Origin of the sequence: Arthrobacter sp. IK3 (genome assembly GCF_051337705.1) — a bacterium.
Lineage (GTDB): Bacteria > Actinomycetota > Actinomycetes > Actinomycetales > Micrococcaceae > Arthrobacter_B > Arthrobacter_B koreensis.
Genome location: NZ_JBPPSW010000003.1, coordinates 260,102 through 275,667, shown reverse-complemented (window position 1 = coordinate 275,667; position 15,566 = coordinate 260,102). Strand labels below are relative to the sequence as shown.

Annotated in this window: 19 protein-coding genes and 2 tRNA genes; 8 read left to right on the top strand and 13 right to left on the bottom strand. The window is 64.0% G+C overall.

All coding sequences use genetic code 11. The features are described 5' to 3' along the window. Nucleotides 1-149: 149 nt before the first annotated feature. A complete protein-coding gene (gene clpX / locus ACSLGO_RS05930; RefSeq protein WP_436400587.1) occupies nt 150-1,427 on the top strand; it encodes an ATP-dependent Clp protease ATP-binding subunit ClpX in 1,278 nt (425 codons plus the stop codon). Here the strand turns inward: clpX and ACSLGO_RS05925 are convergent. Further along, nucleotides 1,424-1,759 (bottom strand): hypothetical protein, encoded by a 336-nt coding sequence (locus ACSLGO_RS05925; protein ID WP_436400586.1) that lies wholly within the window; start codon nt 1,757-1,759, stop codon nt 1,424-1,426. The two genes, clpX and ACSLGO_RS05925, sit on opposite strands and share 4 nt — an antisense overlap. A 169-nt stretch (nt 1,760-1,928) precedes the next feature. Here ACSLGO_RS05925 and ACSLGO_RS05920 point away from each other — a divergent pair, with 169 nt between their 5' ends. From ACSLGO_RS05920 to ACSLGO_RS05905, 4 genes are all read left to right on the top strand, one after another. Then, nucleotides 1,929-2,690, top strand: a complete 762-nt coding sequence (locus ACSLGO_RS05920; RefSeq protein ID WP_436400585.1) for a hypothetical protein — start codon at nt 1,929-1,931, stop codon at nt 2,688-2,690. Between the two features lie 16 nt (nt 2,691-2,706). Further along, the gene (locus tag ACSLGO_RS05915) at nt 2,707-2,850 is read left to right on the top strand and encodes a hypothetical protein (RefSeq protein WP_436400584.1); all 144 of its coding nucleotides are present in this window, start codon (nt 2,707-2,709) and stop codon (nt 2,848-2,850) included. Nucleotides 2,851-3,028: 178 nt separating this feature from the next. After that, on the top strand, nt 3,029-3,430 hold the full coding sequence (locus ACSLGO_RS05910) for a LexA family protein (RefSeq protein WP_436400664.1): 402 nt from the start codon (nt 3,029-3,031) through the stop codon (nt 3,428-3,430). An 8-nt stretch (nt 3,431-3,438) separates the two neighbouring features. Continuing rightward, nucleotides 3,439-4,749, top strand: coding sequence for a Y-family DNA polymerase (locus ACSLGO_RS05905; protein WP_436400583.1), 1,311 nt, complete (start codon nt 3,439-3,441; stop codon nt 4,747-4,749). Nucleotides 4,750-5,102: 353 nt separating this feature from the next. On the opposite strand, the gene ACSLGO_RS05900 is transcribed toward ACSLGO_RS05905, so the two are convergent. The 10 genes from ACSLGO_RS05900 to ACSLGO_RS05855 form a co-directional block, all read right to left on the bottom strand. Beyond that, nucleotides 5,103-5,708, bottom strand: a complete 606-nt coding sequence (locus tag ACSLGO_RS05900; protein WP_436400582.1) for a Clp protease N-terminal domain-containing protein — start codon at nt 5,706-5,708, stop codon at nt 5,103-5,105. A 61-nt stretch (nt 5,709-5,769) separates the two neighbouring features. Continuing rightward, nucleotides 5,770-6,231, bottom strand: a complete 462-nt coding sequence (locus tag ACSLGO_RS05895) for a GatB/YqeY domain-containing protein (protein ID WP_436400581.1) — start codon at nt 6,229-6,231, stop codon at nt 5,770-5,772. Between the two features lie 235 nt (nt 6,232-6,466). Then, the gene (locus ACSLGO_RS05890) at nt 6,467-6,922 is read right to left on the bottom strand and encodes a hypothetical protein (protein WP_436400580.1); all 456 of its coding nucleotides are present in this window, start codon (nt 6,920-6,922) and stop codon (nt 6,467-6,469) included. Between the two features lie 40 nt (nt 6,923-6,962). Next, nucleotides 6,963-7,038 (bottom strand) — tRNA-Arg (locus tag ACSLGO_RS05885). A gap of 78 nt (nt 7,039-7,116) precedes the next feature. Then, nucleotides 7,117-7,488 carry a hypothetical protein gene (locus tag ACSLGO_RS05880; protein ID WP_436400579.1) on the bottom strand — a complete coding sequence of 124 codons (372 nt, stop codon included), beginning with the start codon at nt 7,486-7,488 and terminating at the stop codon, nt 7,117-7,119. A 45-nt stretch (nt 7,489-7,533) separates the two neighbouring features. Beyond that, entirely contained in the window at nt 7,534-7,872 is a 339-nt protein-coding gene (locus ACSLGO_RS05875) for a hypothetical protein (protein WP_436400578.1), read from the bottom strand. Next, nucleotides 7,872-8,702 carry a thymidylate synthase gene (locus ACSLGO_RS05870; protein ID WP_436400577.1) on the bottom strand — a complete coding sequence of 277 codons (831 nt, stop codon included), beginning with the start codon at nt 8,700-8,702 and terminating at the stop codon, nt 7,872-7,874. Before ACSLGO_RS05870 ends, ACSLGO_RS05875 begins: the two co-directional genes overlap by 1 nt. Nucleotides 8,703-8,863: 161 nt before the next feature. After that, nucleotides 8,864-8,940: transfer RNA gene (locus ACSLGO_RS05865), tRNA-Arg, on the bottom strand. Nucleotides 8,941-8,969: 29 nt separating this feature from the next. Further along, nucleotides 8,970-9,290: a hypothetical protein gene (locus ACSLGO_RS05860; RefSeq protein ID WP_436400576.1), complete on the bottom strand. Its 321-nt coding sequence runs from the start codon at nt 9,288-9,290 to the stop codon at nt 8,970-8,972. An 82-nt stretch (nt 9,291-9,372) separates the two neighbouring features. After that, complete coding sequence (locus ACSLGO_RS05855; RefSeq protein WP_436400575.1) at nt 9,373-9,882, bottom strand: hypothetical protein; 510 nt, start codon at nt 9,880-9,882, stop codon at nt 9,373-9,375. Between the two features lie 269 nt (nt 9,883-10,151). Here ACSLGO_RS05855 and ACSLGO_RS05850 point away from each other — a divergent pair, with 269 nt between their 5' ends. Next, nucleotides 10,152-10,559, top strand: a complete 408-nt coding sequence (locus ACSLGO_RS05850) for a hypothetical protein (RefSeq protein ID WP_436400574.1) — start codon at nt 10,152-10,154, stop codon at nt 10,557-10,559. Nucleotides 10,560-11,328: 769 nt separating this feature from the next. Here the strand turns inward: ACSLGO_RS05850 and ACSLGO_RS05845 are convergent. Continuing rightward, nucleotides 11,329-11,742 (bottom strand): hypothetical protein, encoded by a 414-nt coding sequence (locus ACSLGO_RS05845; RefSeq protein ID WP_436400573.1) that lies wholly within the window; start codon nt 11,740-11,742, stop codon nt 11,329-11,331. Then, nucleotides 11,739-11,909, bottom strand: coding sequence for a hypothetical protein (locus ACSLGO_RS05840; protein ID WP_436400572.1), 171 nt, complete (start codon nt 11,907-11,909; stop codon nt 11,739-11,741). Before ACSLGO_RS05840 ends, ACSLGO_RS05845 begins: the two co-directional genes overlap by 4 nt. Nucleotides 11,910-12,081: 172 nt before the next feature. On the opposite strand from ACSLGO_RS05840, the gene ACSLGO_RS05835 reads away from it, so the two are divergent. Further along, the gene (locus ACSLGO_RS05835) at nt 12,082-13,269 is read left to right on the top strand and encodes a Fic family protein (RefSeq protein ID WP_436400571.1); all 1,188 of its coding nucleotides are present in this window, start codon (nt 12,082-12,084) and stop codon (nt 13,267-13,269) included. 240 nt (nt 13,270-13,509) lie between these two features. Further along, on the top strand, nt 13,510-15,543 hold the full coding sequence (locus tag ACSLGO_RS05830) for an ATPase, T2SS/T4P/T4SS family (protein ID WP_436400570.1): 2,034 nt from the start codon (nt 13,510-13,512) through the stop codon (nt 15,541-15,543). Nucleotides 15,544-15,566 lie beyond the last annotated feature (23 nt).

The window sequence follows — 15,566 nt, the reverse complement described above, 5'->3', positions numbered from 1 at the left end:
TGGCAAACGTGGTAAAGCTACCGACTGAGGTTCACCGGACAGACCTGTCCGAGGAAGGCGCCCGGCGCCGCTGAACCCGCCACAGACCAAGTGCCCGAAGGCACCGCAAGCACCAGGCCGGACACGCCGGCAGCACCACAGGGGGAACAATGTCTCGCACCGGATCCGCATCAGAGAACCTGAAATGCTCGTTCTGCGGCAAGGGCCGTGATGAGGTCCGCAAGCTCGTCTCAGGTCCGGGCGTCTGCGTCTGCGATGAATGCATCGTGCTGTGCAATGAGATTCTCGAAGAGGACCAGCAGGAGCAGGCAGTGGCAGGCACGACGGAGCAGGGCGCCTTCCAGCTCCCCCGCCCGCGGGAGATCTTCGACCACCTTCAGGAATTCGTCGTTGGCCAGGAGCCGGCCAAGCGTGCCCTCGCGGTGGCCGTCTACAACCACTACAAGCGCATTGGACTGGGACCTGCAGGAGATGACGCCGGCGCCTTCCAGGACGTGGAGGTCGGCAAGTCCAACGTCCTGCTCGTCGGTCCGACCGGCTGCGGAAAGACTTACTTAGCCCAGACCCTGGCCAAGCGCCTGGACGTCCCGTTCGCCGTAGCTGATGCCACCTCACTGACCGAGGCCGGGTATGTGGGTGAGGATGTCGAGACGATTCTGCTGAAGCTCATCCAGGCCGCCGACGGCGATATTGAGCGGGCCCAGCGCGGAATCATCTACATTGACGAGATCGACAAGATCGCCCGTAAGTCCGAGAACCCCTCCATTACGCGGGATGTCTCCGGCGAAGGTGTCCAGCAGGCGCTGCTGAAGATCATCGAAGGCACCGTTGCCAGCGTGCCCCCTCAGGGCGGGCGGAAGCACCCCAACCAGGACCTGATCCAGATCGACACCTCGAACGTACTGTTCATCGTCGCCGGCGCATTCGCAGGACTCGAGGGGGTGATCGCAGAACGCTCCGGGCGCAAGGGAATCGGCTTCGGTGCCAGCCTCTCCTCGGGCAGCCCAGCCTCCACACACGCTGACGTACGCCCCGAGGACCTGGTGAAGTTCGGCCTCATTCCTGAGTTCATCGGCCGGCTGCCCATCATCACCGCGGTGAGCCCGCTGGACGGGGATGCCCTCATCGACATTCTGACCGGTCCCCGGAACGCGCTCGTGAAGCAGTACGCAAAGATGTTCCACCAGGACGGGGTCGAGCTGGTATTCGAAGAGGAGGCCCTTGCCGCCGTTGCTGCAACAGCCCTCGAGCGCGGCACCGGAGCGCGCGGGCTGCGGGCAATTATGGAGGAGATCCTCATGCCCCTCATGTTCGACCTTCCCGGCCGGGAGGACGTGGCCTCCGTCCTGGTCACCGAGGCGCTCGTGAACGGCACCGGCAGTGCTGTCGTGAAGGGCCACTCCGCCGCCGCGGCCGCGGCGGCTTAGTCCCAGTCCAGGTCGTAGGGATCCCGCCAGGAGGATTCGGAGGCCGGGATCCTCACGGCGTCCCGGGCCGGAATCCACAGGACAACCGTCACATTGTCCCGGCTCTCGTCGAGGAAAGTGACGTTCAGATGCGCTGAATCACCCGTCCTGGCTGTGACTTTTACGTCCCGCGTTTCGCTTCCGCCGTCGACCAGGTGCAGCAGCGCCCGGGCATATGGCTCGCGCCGGTACGGGAAACGGACAACACCGGAGCTGAAGTCAGGAATGAGGCTCTCATCCCGGTATTTTCCAGGCTTATGACCGGGTTGTTTTCCTGGGCCGCGGGATTGCATTTGCCCATCCTCGCAGGCTGGTCAGGGTTTGGCTCGTGTCCAGACTTACCTGTTTGCCGTGCAGATGGGAACCCCTGCACGCCGTTGGGGCTCTCGTTTGAGCAAAATGACCCGATCTCGGTTGACGCCGAGTGCAGTGCCGTTACCGTCCAGTACGTCAAGAGGCATCATGAAAAACAACCAGAAACGGGGAACGACCATGATCCGCAAGACCGTGAAATGTTCAGTAGCACTGGCCGCCGCCCTTGGCCTGGCAGCAAGCGCCGCCCCCGCAGTGGCTGCCCCCGCATCGGTACCGGCTGAGGCCACACCGGCCGCAGGCTCCGCCGCCGCCATGGCCCAGGACGCCAGGACGTTCCTTGCCGAATACGGCGTGGACCAGCCGACGATCGACGCCCTGATCGCTTCCTTCGAGGCGGGCCAGACCTGGGACTCCCTCTCAGGGGCAGAGCCGGTGAGCACGGAGGCAATCAGTGAGGCCGGGGCGGATAAGACCGTTGCGCGCTATGCCGACGGCTCCGTGGCTGTCACCTCCATCCAGAAGCCTGCCGCCGTACAGGGCGGGGTCGCACCGCAGGGCGTTTCGGACTGCAAGTACGCACGCATCGGCGCCGAAGAGCACTACGACGACTGCCTGGTCGACTTCTGGGCAGGACTGATCTACATGGGCTTCCGGGCAGATTACATCGCCCGGGATAACACCACCGATTCGATCACCGCCGCCTACTCACCGGACTACATCATGGGCGGGGCCACGAGTGCCGACGAAACCTACTTCGGGGTCAGCCGTCCCGATGAGACAGTAAGCGGCGCACCGGCCACCGCACGGCTCTCCGTGCAGGCCTTCCCTGCCGGAGTTCCTATCCCGTTTCAGTTCTGGGTCCAGCTGAACGTCGGCTACGGTGGTGCCTACATGACTTACTCCAGCTAGACGGAAGGGGGATGAAATGGGCGTCATCACCGGATGGCACGTCACGATCATCCTGGTCGTCCTGGTCGTAGCCGCGCTGATCGCCGGCGTCATCTACATCGCACGCAAGGGAGTCCCCCGGTGGTTCGTCCGCAGGGCCTCCCGCCGCGACGACGAATGAAAAAAGCCCCGGAGTCCGTTCCGGGGCTTTTTCATGACCATGCTTGAGCACCAGCGCTTTCAGCTGACTCTGCACCGGCTTGTCCCACTGCGGGAGGGGCGGTGCTAACCTGAGTTAGTTCGAAGATATGTTCTATGCGAGGTGTGTCGTGACAGCAGTAACGGACGTCGGCCCGCTTCTGGGTATCTGCCCAATTCTCGAGGTGCCGGTCAGTCCAAGCTCGGTCCCGGCGGGTTTCCCCTCCCCTGCCCAGGATTACTACGACGGCGGACTGGACCTGAACAAACACCTGATCTCCGACGAAACCTCCACCTTTATCGTGCGGGTCAGCGGAGATTCCATGACCGGCGCCGGCATCAGCGACGGAGACGAGCTGATCGTTGACCGGTCCCTGAAGCCGCGAGACGGCAGTGTCGTCGTGGCCATCCTTGACGGTGAGCTCACTGTGAAGCGGCTGCAGGTGACGGCCCGCGGTGTCGTCCTGCGCCCGGAGAACGGTGAGTACCCCGACATCGAAGTGCCGGAGCTGAGCGATCTGGTCATTTGGGGAGTCGCCACCCGCTGTCTTCACCGGCTTTAGCGCCAGCAATGGGTGATACGCCAGCGACGTCCCCTTACCCGCAGGGACCGCGCATTGCACTGGTGGACGTGAACAGTGCCTACGTGTCCATGGAGCGCGCTTTCGACCCCAGGCTGGCCGGGGTCCCGGTCGTTGTGCTGTCCAATAATGACGGCTGCGTGGTCGCCCGGTCGGACGAAGCCAAGGCTCTGGGCATTGAAAACGGGACTCCTTGGTTCAAGCTCTCTGAGGCCGCACCGCGCATGGGACTTGTCCAGCGCAGCAGCAACTACGAGCTGTACGGTGACATGTCTGCCAGGGTCATGAAGCTGCTTGCCCGGTACTCGGTGGCCGTCGAGGTGTATTCAGTCGATGAAGCATTTTTGCATCTCAGAGGCCTTCCGGAAGAGCTCCACACACGGGGCCATGAGATCAGGGCAGCGGTCCTGCGCAACATAGGCCTGCCGGTGTGCGTGGGCATCGCCCCGACAAAAACCCTGGCCAAGTTCGCCAACCGGGTCGCCAAGCAGAACCGGCACATGGGCGGCGTCTGCAACCTGGACACCCTGCCTGCCGGCACCGTCGACACCATCATGTCCAAGGTCCCGGTCACCGGACTCTGGGGGGTAGCATCGCGCATCGGCAAGAAGCTGAACTCCATGGGCATCTACACGATTGCCGACCTGCGCGGCGCCGACCCCGTCATGATCCGCAGCCGGTTCTCTGTCGTTCTGCAGCGCACCGTGCTGGAGCTGAACGGAATCCCCTGTGTGCCCATGGAGACTGAACGCGCGGACAAGAAGCAGATGATCTTCTCCCGATCCTTTTCAACGCCGGTGACCAGCCGCGAGGAAATGCACCAGGTCATGAGCGTGTACGCCCAAAAAGCGGCGGTTCGGCTCGCCAGGGATAATCAGCTTGCCCGGATCCTGACCGTCTTCGCCGGGACTTCGCATTTCAACGACCGGGAGTCCTCCTTCCCCTCGGCGACCGTGCATCTGGAGGTGCCTACCGCGGATCCCGTCATCCTCACCCGTGCTGCCGTCGAAGCTATGGATAAGCAGATGGTGGAAGGGATTCGCTACGCCCGGGCCGGAGTCATGCTCACGGACCTCTCCCCCGCCGGCGCTCAGCCGGTTTTCGATGAGTTCGTCAGCGTCCATGAAAAGCGGGCCATCGGGGAACTTCTGGGGAAGGTGACCGACAAGTACGGCGCCAACTCCATTGGTCTTGGCCTGGCCGGGCTGTCTTCTGCGCGGCCGGACTGGACGATGACCAGGAAGTTCTCCTCCCCGCGCTACACCACGGAATGGGACGAGCTGCCCGTCGTTAGGGCCTGACACAGCCTCTGTGGGCGGGATTTTCCGTTGTCTGTGTCACACATTCGGCGTTTTTTGCGCGCTCAGGCACTTCAAGTGGGGTTGGAGGCGGGGAGGACCACAGCCGCCAGGCCGTACGGTCCCACTTCAGTTCGCAGGTAAAACCGTGACGCTGAAGATCGAGAAACTGGGAATCTCCAACTTCGGCGACCTGGCATTCGAATAGGTTACGGAGCGGCGGCGGGGATCATGCTCGTCGCCGCCCCCTAGGCTTGGATCCGGCCGACCCCTCTTCATCGACTAGTCACTCAACTGACCCCGGAGAACGGCGGCAGTCCTCCGTGGGGTGCCGCCGTTCTCAATCTGCGCCGTCTCTAGGCGGCCCGCGTCAACCCGACCGCGGCGGCCTGGGCGGCGCGCAGCGCCTCCGTCATGGCCGCTTTCAGGGCCGGGTACGGCACGTCCAGATCTGCGCCGAGCGTGCGCTGGAAAGCGGACAGGGCTTCAAAAACAGGCGTGCCGGCTTCCTCGTCGGTGTGGCCTTCGGCCGTAAGGCGGGTCTTAACGTCGACCGCGATGTCTTCGGCCTGGATGCCGAGCTGTGCCAGGGCTTTTGAGGCTACTCCTGTGGTTTCGCCGGCGAGCATCGTGCCGAGCAGGAGGTGGTCTTCAGTGACGCTGTGCCCCAGTTCGAGCGCTTCCTTCACGGCCTGGTTCAGGGCCTCGCGGGCGCGCGGAGTGAACGGGATGTGGCCGCTCTGCTCGCTCTGCCCGAGCCCGATGATGTCCTGGACGGCGGTGCGCACGGCTTCAATGTCGGCTCCGCGGCGGTTCAGTGTCTGGGCGGCGGAATTCTTTCCATCATGGAGGATACCGAGCAGCAGGTGTTCGGTGCCGATGTAGTTGTGGTTGAGCATCCGTGCCTCTTCCTGGGCAAGGACGACGATCCGGCGGGACGTCGGGGTGAAGCGTTCGAACATGTCACTCCTCGAAGAAGGGAAGGGGACCCCGGCTTACTGCGCCGGGGTTCCCTTGGGTTTGTTATGACAGGGCGGCGCGGACGATGTCGCTGACGGCCTTGCCGTCGAAGCGTCCGGCAACCTCAGCTGTCACGGGTTTCATGACCATGCCCATGGAGCGCATGGACAGTTCCGTGCCCTGCGCTTTCAGCTCGTCAATAACCTTGGCGACGATGGCCTCGACGTCGGAGCGGGTGAGCGGCTCGGGCAGGTACGCCTCGATGATCACGGCCTCGGCGATCTCAGCCGCGGCACGGTCGTCCTGGCCTGCCTCGGTGTAGATGCGGGCGGTGTCCCGGCGCTTTGCCGCTTCCTTCTGCAGCAGTGCGGTCACCTGGGCGTCATCCAGTTCGACGGGCGTCTTGCCAGCCTTCTCGCGGGTGCCGATCTCTCCCAGTACGTTGCGGACGGTCGTCAGTTCAAGCTTGCGCCCGGCCTTCATATGGGCGGTAACGTCTGCCTGCAGTTTCTCTTTCAGGGTCATGGTTCTAACTTTCGTGTTCAGGCCCCCGGAAGGGCGGTCCAGCTGAATGCCTTTGGCAGCAGCTCTGCCGGCTGCGGGAAGGTGCGCGCTCAGAGAACGCATGCCGCTGGATTGCATCTGGAAAATCATGTCACTCCTCATCGGGGCACCGGAGGTACCGGCAGTCCCCATGTGTGCGGACAGGTCCACCCCTCTCCCCGGCACCGCCGGCCGCCAGACACTGCGGTGGTGCAGTTCAGGTTCGCACCGGCAGTTCAATGACGGCAGTGACCGGCGCGCATCGTTCAGTAGCGCCGGACCGTGTCCGGGCGCGCTTCCTGATTCTGAGGTCCAGCGCCGGCAGGCTGTAACGGACGGCTGCTGCACCAGAATGTGCCAGGGACAGGCAAATGAGCAGATAGGCAGCCATAGCAGCCTTCCCGTGGTTCAGGAGCCCTCCTGCAACCAGGACGGCAAGAGCCTCCGCTGCGTACCCCGTGATCTGCAGGTCCCGTCCGAGGTAGCCGTTGGCGGAAAAGGACATCAGGGCCACCAGAGCCCCCAGCGTCAGCAGTCCCGCTGCTTCGATTGCGGTGTTGGTGCTGGCCGGCGCAGACGCTGCAAGAAATGCAAGGAGCAGGACCACACCTGCGGCCAGCAGTGCAGGACGCAGGCGTGGGAGGTTCCCTGGGACTGGGAAGAGTGATGTCATGGGTTTGCTTTCCGGAGAGCTGACCGGTCAAACCCGGTGATGGAGCCCGCGATGGGATTCGAACCCATGACCTTCCCCTTAGGAGGGGGACGCTCTATCCGCTGAGCTACGCAGGCAGGTGCCCGGCCGGAAATCCGGCCGGGACGCGGCTAACAGCTCCTATGTGTGCGGCGGCAGCCGGGAATGTCACCGCATTAGCTCCAGGTGCCGGTGCGCACCCTCACCAGGAGGCGGCTGAGTCCGTTCCCGGCGTTGCGGGCAGCAACCGCGTCTGCACTGCGGCGGTATCCGTCCCAGCCGGCCAGGGAGCCGTGGCGCCGGGCGTAACGCATCCTCAGCACGGAGGGGATGCTGCGGGTGTAGACGACCATGAAGATCGCGGCGACGGCGAAGATGACGGCGGCCAGTGACCACCACGCAGCAACGATGCTGCCTGCCGGTGCTTCTCCGGTGCCGTGGCTCTCTCCCGCAATGCTCCAGGCCATGAGCAGGGCGCCTGCTGCGAGGGCTGTCAGTCCGCGGCGGTAGTAGACACCTTCCGGTGTGGGGTTCGCTTTACGTTTCATGTTCCATATGAGTGCGGCACCACACCCGCTGCTGCCCGTTGCCGATCACCAGGTGTCCTGCCGCAGCCGGATCAGCCAGGAGGTGACCGGGTTGCCGGTACGCGCCAGCGCATCTCCGTCCGTCCGGGCACGGTATTCCCGGTATTCAGCTTCCGTGCCTGCCCGGTGCTTGAGAGCCCACCGGGCCTTGGCAGCCGCCGGCACCACCATCAGGTAGGTCACCGGGATCATGGCTACCATCGAGACGGGCATCAGGACCTGCGACAGGTTGGCGGCCGCCTCCCGTCCCGGCAGCGGAAGCTGCAGCCAGACTGAGGTCAGCATGAAGGCAACGACTGCGCCCAGGGCCGCCCACAGGACGGCTTTTCCGGGGGCCGGACGCATCAGACCGACACCTCGGCCCGGATCGCAGGGTGGGGGTCATAGCCGGCAATGCTGAAGTCCTCGATGACGTAGTCGAAGATGCTCTCCGGCACACGGTTCAGGATCAGCTGCGGGTAGGGCCTGGCCTCGCGGGAGAGCTGCTCCTTCACCTGGTCAACGTGGTTGAGGTAGATGTGGGCATCACCGAAGGTGTGGATGAATTCTCCCGGCACCAAGCCGGTCTGCGCGGCGAGCATATGGGTGAGGACCGCGTACGAAGCGATGTTGAAGGGCACGCCCAGGAACAGGTCACCGGAGCGCTGGTAGAGCTGGCAGTTGAGCTTCCAGGGGTTTCCGTCGGCATCCGGGGTTACGTGCAGCTGGAACATCGTATGGCAGGGAGGCAGGGCCATCTCGGAAAGCTTGCCGACATTCCAGGCGCTGACGATGTGCCGGCGGCTGAACGGGTCGTTATTCAGCCCGTCAACCAGTGCGCTGATCTGGTCAATGAACCCGCCGCCTTCGGACTCCGGGATGTCCCAGTGGCGCCACTGGTGTGAGTAGCCGGGGCCGATGGTGCCGTCCTCCAGAACCCATTCGTCCCAGATGTGGACGTTCCGGTCCTGCAGTGTCGAGACCCGGGTGTCACCGGCCAGGAACCAGAGGAGCTCTTCGATAATCCCGCGGGTGAAGACCTTCTTCGTGGTCAGCAGCGGGAAACCTGCAGAAAGGTCGAAGCGGATCTGGCGTCCGAACACACCGATTGTCCCGGTGCCGGTCCTGTCGCTGCGCGGGGTCCCATTGGCGAGTACATCGCGCAGGAGGTCTTCGTACGGAGTGGGTACAGGCATGTGCCGGCCTTTCGGGTTGGAGGGGCCGCGGGAAGGGGGCCTGTTGTTTCTATGCGCTCTGTCCCGTGACGGCCCGTCCCCGCCTGATTCGCAGTACGGCCGAGCACGCCCTTCGCAGGTGGGGGCCTCAGCCGGCGGCCGGCAGTGAGGTGTTTCTGTGGTGGAGCCCCCAGCGGGATTCGAACCCGCGGCACCCGGATTAGAAGGCCGGTGCTCTATCCATCTGAGCTATGGAGGCGTTCGGTGCAGCCTTGCGGCCGCACCTTGTCAGGCTGCAGCTTTGGCGGCGGCTGCGTCGGCACGTTCGTCGTTGATGGTCCACACCCAGCAGGGGGTGTCAGGGCCCATGTGGCCGTCACCGCTGAAGTCGTAGGTCTTGGGGTGGATCTTCCCCTGGATCAGAACGAGCTTGCCGGGTTCGATGCTGCGGATCTGTCCCTGCGGCGTGAACTTCAGGTACGGGAAGGTCACGCGCATGAAGGAGCGGTTCTTGGGCTTGAGCTCATCGTGGCGTGCGGCGAGCTCACCGAGTGTCATGGCGACGGCGCCTGTCGGGGCGCATTCCGGGCGCGGCATCGTTGCAGTCATAGGGGGCCTCCTTGCGGGACGGGATGTTCATTGCCCCCTATGTGTGCGGCAGGGCCCCGGTTTCTGCGCGTAGCGTGATGGGCTACCAGATTGCTGCCGACTCCAGGAAGGCATCCGAGCGGCTCCTGGCCATCATGAGGCCGCCGCCGACGTGGCCGAATCCATACTTCTCCCAGTGCTTTCCCAGCGCTTCTCGGCCGGCAGCATATTGGGCGTCTGCCTCCGGCCCGGTGCCTTCCAGTTCCGGGGATGCATTGATGGCGATCAGCGAACTGCCCCGGCCCCAGACTAGCCGGATGGAGTCCATGATCGGGTAGCTGAGCTTCTGGCCACGGAACTCAGGAACGATGTTCATGCTCGAAACAACGACCAGGTTGTTGTTCTCGTTGTCTTCCTGATACTTAACCAGGGTTTCCAACGGTGACCCGTAAAGCATGTAGGCAAAGTCGTTCAGCTCCGGATGGTCAAAGACGCTCACGGGCACCTGGCTGACGTCGGGGATGAAGAATAGTTCCGCGTGCCCAACGCGTTTCCGTGCGGGCAGGAGCATCCCGGTGGACGGGCCTGTGGTGACGTCCAGGCTGCAGCGCATGGCGGCGGGCGTCTCGTCAGGTCCCCGGAACGGGTCTCCCTGAAACTGGGTCCGGTAGTCGTACGCGAGCTGCTGCGGGTCGATGATGCTAATGGCTAATCACCTGATCCAAGAGTGGGGAACTGCTGGCATTGAGGCGTGTCGATTAAGCAGAGTGACCAATATACAGCCAATATAAGGGTGCTGAGTAATATTTCGCGACAGTCGGACGTTTACCCATGCCGTCTGGACCTCCGGGTAGGATGCGGAGCATTCACCTGAGGAGGGGCATGCCACACGGACGAGATGACTCAGACTGGGAGCAGCTGGTGCACGCCGGCCTGATCGTGCTGCAGGGGCACGCAGCCAGGAGGAAGGACCTCACCTATACGGACTTCTCGCGGGCTCTGAGTGCCGATACAGGATTGCCCGCCTTCGTCTTCCCCCAGGACAGACAGGCCATTGGAACGCTGCTGGCCGACATCTCCAAGCGCGGGCTTGAAGATCACCCGAAGCTGCTGCTGTCCGCGCTGGTCATATCCAGCACCACCAAGATGCCAGGCGGCGGATTCTTTGATCTGGCCAGGAGCACAGGGCTCCTTTCCGAGGGCGCCGGGCGGGATGAGCAGATGATCTTCTTCGGGAGGCAGCTCGAGGGCCTGCACTCCGAATACAGCCGACCACGAGCACGGAGATAACCGCCAATGCAGAAGGTCCGGCCCGCCGAAGCGGACCGGACCCTGTACGCGGCCTGCCGAGCATCAGTCCCTATGCCGGGTCCCGGCGCTCAGGTACTCTTCCGTGGCCTTTGGGAGAGTACGGCAATGCTGCTTCGGACTTTCACCGATACGGTGCATGACTCCGGTTTGCAGCCGGTGCACTCTTGAGGACCTCGGTACCGCCCTCCTCACCGAATCGCCTATACGCCCTGGCCCGTAACCCTTGCAGCGCACATCCGGTTTCCAGTTCAGCCTACGTAGCCGCCCATCACTGGCAGGGACCCGATTTTCTCCGGCATCGGGCTACCGCCGGGACCCAGTTCCGCGGTGCAACCCGCTTCTGTCCCGGTGACGCAGTGCCAGCGGCGGGTCTTGCCCCCGCATTGCCCGTAGGCGAACCCCGGATCTACCGGGCACTGACTGGTGGAGCGGCCGGAGTTCTACCGGCAAACGGCACTGTTCCCAGCCCGTATTTACTCCCCGTTGCCAACGGGCAGTCCATGTCCCGGAGAGTTCACCGCGCTGGCGAAACGCGCCACCTCTCCTGGTCACCCCTGAAGCTCCCCGGGCGGTCTGTCCGGTTCGCAGAGGAGCAGGTGGGTTGCGACCCCACTTCTCACGGTTGATCAGTATCCGCTAGCGATCCACTCGCATCTGCCCCGTGCCCGGCTGAACTCCTCCAGCCGGGACAGTCGTTGTTGTCCTTGCTTCTCCTATGTGTGCGGCACCGTTGCGGTCTCTCACCACCTCACCCAGCAGTACGGAGAACGGACTCTTCAGCCATCCTTTCGCGGAAGTATTCCTCCATTGCCTGGGACGTCGTCAGCTCGGTGCCCTCGGACAGGGCCAGAAGGTATGCCATGACCCGCTGCCTGGGTGTTGCCTGCGGGTAGTCCGGGTTCTTGCCGTCGTTGATGGGGTAGATCTTGTACGTGGTTGCCCATTTGTCCTCGAACCAGTCCCACAGTGCGGATCCGCGGTCATCGCTGCCACCCATGTTGAACAGGTGCCCGAAGAAGCAGTTGGTGGTGCCGTCAGCGGAGCGGACTGTGCCAACGCGCCAGGAGTCTTCGCTCGTAGCGTCCATGTAGGCGATGACGCTGTCCAGGGTTGCAAGCTCTGCCTGGGCCCATTTGCTCGGGGTGAGGCCGGGGCCGGTCACTCCACTCCTTTGCGCCCGATGCGCCCGTTGGCGTCGAGCCACCAGGTGATGCGCAGCTTGGAACTGAACGGGACTTTCAGGACGGCAAGCATGTAGCCTTCCGGCACGATTTTCTGGATGTCAGCGGCGGGTACGACCATGTACCAGCGTGATTTTCTGCGGGGCATGAGGCGCTCTCTTCCTTATTGGGTGCGGGTTCCACCCCCTATGTGTGCGGCATGACTGCTGCTTCTGCCCCGGGCACCCCGCAGCGAAAAACCATGAATAGTTCCACCACTATTCAGGTTTATGCCCTAAGATCTGAATAACTCACCAGCAATTCAGGTTTAGGAGCAGCTCATGGGGGCATGGCCCGCGCACAGATACGTGACCGTCCCGTACAAGCCCGCAGGCCGGGTCCCGCGGGAAGACCGCATGCTGACGGAGATCAGTGCGTCCGTTCCGCCCCTGATCTCCGGCGTTCATTACTACCCAGAGCGCGAAACTATGGTGCTCCTGGAGGAAGCAGCCGTGGCCATGGCCGGGCTGGACGCAGTGGCAGGCCCGCAGATGACGGCGATCAGCGGCTTCCTGCTGCGCAGTGAGGCAGTCTCCTCTTCCAAGATCGAGCATGTAGACGCCGCCCGTGACGACGTCGCCCGGGCCATCGCCGGAGTGAAGGCCAGTGAGAACGCCCGGTCCGTAGTCGCTGCCACCGATGCCATCTCGTCCATGATCACCGACGCAGGCACCACCGGATCCATCCGCAGTGAAGCGCTGCTCAAAGCCCACCACACGCTCATGAAAGACGACCCGGTCGACTTTCAGTACGCCGGGAAGTACCGCGACGTGCAGAACTGGATTGGAGGCAGTGACTACACACCCCGGGACGCCATCCACATTCCGCCGGTCCCCGGAAATGTGCCGGCGCTGATGGAGGACCTGTTCGGGTTCTGCAACCGCACCGACATGCCTGTCCTGGCGCAGGCCGCCATCGCCCACGCCCAGTTTGAGTCAATCCACCCCTTCACTGACGGCAACGGCCGCATCGGGCGCGCCCTCATCGGTTCCATCACCCGCCGGAGGAATCTCACCAAGAGAACTGTCACGCCCATCGCCACCGCCATGGTCGCCGACGTCGAACGCTACTTCGCGCTCGTCAACGCCTACCGCACCGGCGACCTCGAGCCGTTCGTGGCATACCTCGCCTCATCCGCAGTACTGGCCGTGGAGGCATCACGTGAGTCGATCCGCCGGCTGGAAGAGCTCCCCGCCGAATGGACCGAGACGGCGAGGCCGCGGCGCGGCAGCGCCGACGAGAAGCTCATCGCCAAACTGCTGGAAGTCCCCGTTTTCGAGGCAGAGACGGCCGCGGCCATCGCAGGTGTGGCGACCCCGTCGATCTACGCGGCCCTGGACAGGCTGACAGACGCCGGTGTCCTGCACCTGCTGACCCAGAGCAAGCGGCACCGGGCGTGGGCAGCGACGGAAGTCCTTGATGAGGTCGACCGCCTGGGCAAACGGCTGAATACCCCGGCAGGACCCTAGCCTGCCGCCCCGCTGCAGAAACCGGAAACGACCGGCCCGTAGGTAGTTGCCGGCGCGCCGCGCCCGCATTAGGTTTCCTTGCAGCGCCACACCGGTGGCGGACTTCCGAGCAGCCGACGGCCCTGTGCGCCACAGCAGCGAAGAGGACAAGGTTCTTCGAATCCCGGTCTGCAGGACCATCCCTCTGTACTCCACAGGCGATGGGCACAGGACATCTCCGCGTGTTGAAGGACAGATCCCATGGTCAAGAACCGTGCGGCCAAAGAAGCGGCCCGCAACCTCAAAGCAGAAACCGGCATCACCTACCCCCGCGCCCTGGACCTCGTCCGCGCTGCAGGCAGGGAATTCAGCTATCCCGCGCTGACTATCGGCATCACCGCCGGCGCACCACTCACCTGGCAGCCGCGGGCGGCAGCCCGCCTGGAAATTTCAGGCGGGACCGGAACCGGTAAATCCCAGCTGATGGCGTCCATGGCAAGTCAGGCCGCAGCCGCCGGCATCGAGGTCCACATCCTTGATCTCGACAAGCACGGCGCAGGCTACTCGAACCTCGAGAACGCGCATATTGCCGCCGACGTCGATGCGGCTCGGGCTTCGTTCCGCGACCTGGCCGGGAATCCGCGGCCTGCCCTTGTCTTCTTCGAGGGCATTTCCACCCTGGTCTCCGGCATGGACTCAGTCCGCCTCGAAATGGAAGCTGCTGCAGGAAGCCTCGCCGACGCCGGATACCCGGTCATTGCCGTCTGGCAGTCCGGACCGGCGCACTGGACGGATTCCGCGCGGATCCTCCTCGGCCGCACGGCTCTGCAGCAGCGCACAGCGTTCCTGGATTGCCTGGCGTCCGACAGTGCAGGCCCCCTGGAGGGGCACTACCGTGCAGCCGGCTCTGCGCTGACGGTCCTGCTCCAGCTGACCTCCGCACCGGTGCCGGCTGTTCCACCTGCCGCCGCCAGGGCGCCTCGGCTCGATGACCTCAATCTGCCCGCTGCCGTGCGTGACTTCGCATCGGTGGGTCCTGGACTGTACGTCTTTGCCGGCCTCACCGGATCCGGAAAGTCCACCTCCATGGCTGCTGTTCTGAGCCTCATCATGGAGAAGTACGCCCGCCGGGTAACCATCATCGAGGACACGCTGGAGCTGCTCGTCAGCGAAGGCCTGTCCGAGGTGCGTCGCCGGGTCCTCCATGACGGCGAAACGGCAGGCCGGGCCATCCTTGAAGCTGTCCGGGAGGTCCGCGACATCATCGTCGTTGGGGACGCCCGCACCCCTGAGGACTTCCAGGCTGCCATCAAGGCGGCGAAGGCCGGCCACACCGTCTTCCTGGCTATGCACATGGATTCGGCTGCTGCAGTCCCCTTCCGGATCCTTGATGATGTCATGGGCCACGGCTGGCCGATCTCCGGGGCAGACGTGGCCGGGACCCTTAAGGGGGTGCTTTTCCAGAAGCTGCTCCGCGCTGCGGATGCAAAGCATGCACGGATACCTGCCGTTGAGATGCTGGACGTGACCCGCCGTGCCAGCGAGCTGATCCGGGAAGATGCGCGTGATGATCTGGCCTCCCTGGTGAGGAATGGCGGTGAGCCCGGATCGATCCCTCTCGCAACGTCGCTGAGCCAGCTCGTACTGGATGGTCTCATTGCCGAGGACACAGCTGAGAAAGCCATAGACACACCGATGGAGTTCCGGCGTGCGCTTCTTGCGGGCAGGCGCCACAGCGCCCAGTCGCTGACCCTGGGCAAGGACGCGCTGGGCGACCACATCCGGCACAGTCTGGGGATGCAGCGGAACCTGATCGTTGTCTGCCCCGACAGCCGCCGGCGCAGGGAGGCCATGGCTGCAGTTGCAGGGCTCTTCCCGGGAACGGTGAAGCATATTGATGCCCTGAATGCCGGCGCCGAGCTGGCAGATGTACTCTCCGACATGAAGGATGTCCTCCGCGAAGTTTCCAGGCGGGGTGAGCCGTACTTCGCTCTCCCGTCTGAGGTGCGCCCCGCGCGCCGCTGCATTGTCCTGGACGTGCCTGAGGCACCTGGCGACGGGGAAGCCGCCGTTGAATGGCAGGCTGGACTCTCCAAGCTCCACCGAAAAGCCTCCAATGCCGGAGTCACGCTCCTGCTCGGCCTTGAGTCCGAGGCTCAGCGGAACCTTCTAAGTGACGAGCTGATACTCACTGCCGGCTACCTTGACCTGGACAATTCCGGGGCGTCCTACAGGTTCAGCCCCAGCGGCGAGCAGATCCCCTTCGCGCCCGTCTGGGAACCGTCAGCCGCATAGGAGAGCTGGTGCAGGAAAGCCCC